Source organism: Bacteroides timonensis (genome assembly GCF_000513195.1).
GTDB classification, from domain to species: domain Bacteria; phylum Bacteroidota; class Bacteroidia; order Bacteroidales; family Bacteroidaceae; genus Bacteroides; species Bacteroides timonensis.
In genome coordinates this window covers 1-3,748 of sequence record NZ_CBVI010000188.1, presented here as the reverse complement: position 1 = coordinate 3,748, position 3,748 = coordinate 1, and the positions used below count along the sequence as shown (strand labels likewise).

General features: G+C 42.5%; 3 protein-coding genes. All 3 read left to right on the top strand.

Translation table 11 applies throughout. The annotated features are described in order from the left end of the window. Positions 1–104: 104 nt before the first annotated feature. From BN161_RS27630 to BN161_RS27620, 3 genes are read left to right on the top strand one after another with little or no spacing between them, the layout of a single operon-like run. Positions 105–1,322 carry a tyrosine-type recombinase/integrase gene (locus BN161_RS27630; RefSeq protein WP_044272506.1) on the top strand — a complete coding sequence of 406 codons (1,218 nt, stop codon included), beginning with the start codon at positions 105–107 and terminating at the stop codon, positions 1,320–1,322. After that, on the top strand, positions 1,319–2,632 hold the full coding sequence (locus BN161_RS27625; protein ID WP_052356437.1) for a tyrosine-type recombinase/integrase: 1,314 nt from the start codon (positions 1,319–1,321) through the stop codon (positions 2,630–2,632). The genes BN161_RS27630 and BN161_RS27625 overlap by 4 nt, the downstream gene beginning before the upstream one ends. Next, positions 2,625–3,656, top strand: a complete 1,032-nt coding sequence (locus BN161_RS27620; RefSeq protein ID WP_044272500.1) for a tyrosine-type recombinase/integrase — start codon at positions 2,625–2,627, stop codon at positions 3,654–3,656. The genes BN161_RS27625 and BN161_RS27620 overlap by 8 nt, the downstream gene beginning before the upstream one ends. Positions 3,657–3,748 lie beyond the last annotated feature (92 nt).

The window sequence follows — 3,748 nt, the reverse complement described above, 5'->3', positions numbered from 1 at the left end:
AATAGAAGCATATGCTCTGTTAGACAGATTATTATATGTTTTAAGGTTGGGATAATAATTTCATGTCTATATTTGTGTTGGCACTAAAGCCGAAATATACATATATGGATATAGAACGATTAAAATTTACCCATCGAAAGTTGCTTGACCATCTGGAGAACCGCAACTACAACAGAGTATATATCAAGGAGGTGAAGATAATTCTTGGTACACTGTTAGACGAAAGTTCACAATTCCTATCCTATGAGGATTATTGGGAACACATCCTGAATAGCCAAAGATACACAAGGCTTACGTTAGGACTTAAGAAAATGTACCTCAATACGGTAAGAGCCTTTGAGGAATACGGTCATCTTCCGAACGGGCGACCATGTGCAAAACTACTTTTCTCATCCAATTACAAACTGCTTAACCCTGGTTACAAGCTTCTGATGGATGAACTCCAGAATCGAACGAACAAGACCGAAGACGATCTTCCCAATTCTGCCATATACACCACGTTGGCATTATTCCTATTAGAGATGCAGACAGCGGGAGCAGTAATATTAGATAATATAACAGACAAATTGGTTCTAAATTTTTTCATGACAGGAAAGCGCAAGGGTTCGAAGCATACACAGTCACACCTCAGACTTGCGTTGGATAAAATACGGGAACTGTCGCCAGACATCCCCCGAATTATCTCATTATTGCCGAAAATGAAATCCAAGAAAAGAGCTTACAACAATCTCCAAGACAATGAAGTAAAAACAATCAAAGCCTGTCTGTCCGATTCATCTGATAATCGAATGACCCTAAGGGAGAAGGCAATAGTTGCTTTGGCCTTGTACACCGGTATACGTGGATGTGATATTGTAAACCTCAAAGCCGGGGATATTGACTGGGAGAATGAGGAAATCAGGCTGATACAGATAAAGACCGGACAGCCTCTTGTCTTGCCTTTGTCAACCAATGTCGGTAACGCTCTGTTGAAATATATCCTGAACGAAAGAAATGTGGAAGACCGCTCAATGTACGTTTTTCCAAGTAAAGTGCAGCTGGGGAAACGGCTTTCCTACAAAAGTATTGGAACTATAATATCCGGAGTCTTTGACAAACTTGGGCTTCGTCCCGGTGAAAGTCATCGTGGAATCGGGGTGTTCCGTCACAATCTTGCTACTCAGCTTCTCGGTGCCGGTATTGAATCCGTGGTAATCAGTGGCATTCTCGGACACACATGTCCTCAGGCTGTCGAGGCATATGTTGACTCAGACATCACACATCTTCGGGAACTGGGGCTCAGCATAGAGAAATATCCATTACCTAAAAGCCTATACAAATGACAGAACTGAATAACATTAAGGATATTATTGATGCATATACAAATCACTTGACTGAAAAAGGGTTATTGGATTATGCAACGGGAATATATCTAAAATCTTTTTTATGCCATTGTGAATCACACGGCGGTGTAATGAACGACGTACTGATAACCGAATGGAGTCATTGGCGCGATACTGAAAAGTATTATACCCTTAGGGCCAGGTGCATAATCATAAGAAGGTTGGTCCGTCATATTACCACAGTAAAAGGTGTACGGTTCACGTTGCCGTCATATCCACCAAATCCCGATTATGTATGCAAGCCGGGATGTCCCAAAATATGTGACCAGCCATTCCGTTCAAGTGTCATATCCGGGATGCTTGAAGCTTACCAATCCCATATAGAGGCATCGGGCAGACTCAACAGCCGCACAATGGAGAGGCTCAGACGGTTTAACGAGTTCTGCGCATCAAAATATCCAGAAGCTTACGAGTTGACCATCTCCATTCTTGATGACTTTTGTAAACGCGGAGAACAAGAGTCTGCAAAAAGCCGCAACAACAGGGTCGGAGCCGTTCGTGAGTTTATCAGATTTACCAATGGCAGAGAGTTTACAGCACTGCAATTACCCCAGGCCACACCCCGAGCCAATCGTTGTACATATATCCCGCATCCGTTCACACAAGAAGAACTGACCGCATTCTTTGCGGAGGCAGACTCGTTCACACCCTCAGAAACATGCCGTGATATCCGAGCATCCCTGATTCGGCTTGAACTTCCGGCTTTCTTCCGGCTTCTGTACAGTTCTGGAATGCGAACCACAGAGGTGCGTCTTCTTGAATGTTGCAATGTTGATCTGAAATCAGGCATTATCACCATCTGTCAAACAAAAGGTCAGGATGAGCATCGTGTAGCACTGCACGAATCCATGAGGCAGGCTTTGGAAATGTACGACATAAAAATAGATAGGATAATGCCCGGAAGAAAAACATTCTTCCCCAATGAATATGATAGACCGTATTCCGATGCTTGGGTAAGTTCCAACTTCAAAAAACTATGGAAGCGAGTCAGCAGTGATTACGCCCGAGCCTATGACCTGCGAAGTAACTACGCTGTAACAAACATCAACAAATGGTGCGGTGATGAATCAATCTCTGATTGGGACAGGAGGTTGGTGTGTCTCAGCAGGTCTATGGGGCATAGATATTTACAGAACACTATATACTATTATAAACTCGTTCCGTTGTTTTCGGAAAAGCTTGAGTCTGTTACTGGCTCCAGCTACGACGAACTACTACTGGAACTAAGCAAATACTTTGAAAATGACTAAGGAAATTAGAGAACATATAATGGTGGGAGAAGCCATTAATGAATGGCAAGGGCACTATCTCACAGAAGTGAGAAACTTGAGCGAGAATGCAATCAAATCATACAGAACTGGACTTGGACTGTTCCTTGATTATCTGGAATCTGCGCTGGGAGTAAGACGTGAAACACTTATCAGCGACTGTTTCTGCGTGGACACAATCGAGAATTGGCTTGCATGGATGAAAGAAACAAAAGGTTGCGCCCCATCAACTTGTAATTTACGCATGGCTGCTTTGCGAAGCTTTGTCGGATTTTTATCGAGAAAAAACGTTGCGTTCATAAAATATGGATGTGCCATCACATCCATAAAAAGAATGCGTCCGGTAAAGAAACTACCGGAGGTCATATCGAGAGAAACAATAAAAGCTCTGTTCGCATCAATAGATACAGTATCCATGACAGGCAAGAGAGATTTTGCTCTATTCAATACCATGTACAGCACTGCGACACGTGTAGATGAAGTCTTGTCACTGAGAATCTCCGACATAACCCTTGGTTGTCAAAATCCCTGTATAAAAGTGATAGGGAAAGGAAACAAACACCGCTGCATATATCTTTTGAAAAGCGTTGCCAAAATCCTCGGGCATTATGTGGCTGTGTTTCATGGAAAAGCTCCCATTCTGTCAGATTTCCTATTCTTTCCAATCAACGGACGAAGAGATACGAAGTTATGTCAGGAAGCAGTATCCAAACGTCTTAAATTGTATGCTTCCAAATCTCCGATGGTGGCTAATAGTTTCCATTGCCACAATCTGCGACATGCAAGAGCAACCCATTGGCTGGAGGACGGTGTGAATATTGCACAAATTCAACGGTTGCTCGGGCATGAAAGCATAGAAACGACCATGAAATATGTCGGCATATCCAGAGAACAAATGATCAAGGCTCTTGCTGTAATGGATGATGCGACCACACAAAACATTGAAAAGCATTACAAAACATCAAATGCAAAAAAATCACTTGCTGCCGTCTTTGGTCTAAAGTAACAAAAACGCAACGAGGCTTAATCCGATAGCCTAATTATTATCCCAACCTTAAAACATATAATAATCTGTCTAACAGAGCATATGCTTCTATA

What these genes read in the sequence shown, in the direction of transcription:
- BN161_RS27625 (WP_052356437.1), top strand. Translation starts at nt 1,319, where the DNA reads ATGACAGAACTGAATAACATTAAGGATATTATTGATGCATATACAAAT.
- BN161_RS27630 (WP_044272506.1), top strand. Translation starts at nt 105, where the DNA reads ATGGATATAGAACGATTAAAATTTACCCATCGAAAGTTGCTTGACCAT.
- BN161_RS27620 (WP_044272500.1), top strand. Translation starts at nt 2,625, where the DNA reads ATGACTAAGGAAATTAGAGAACATATAATGGTGGGAGAAGCCATTAAT.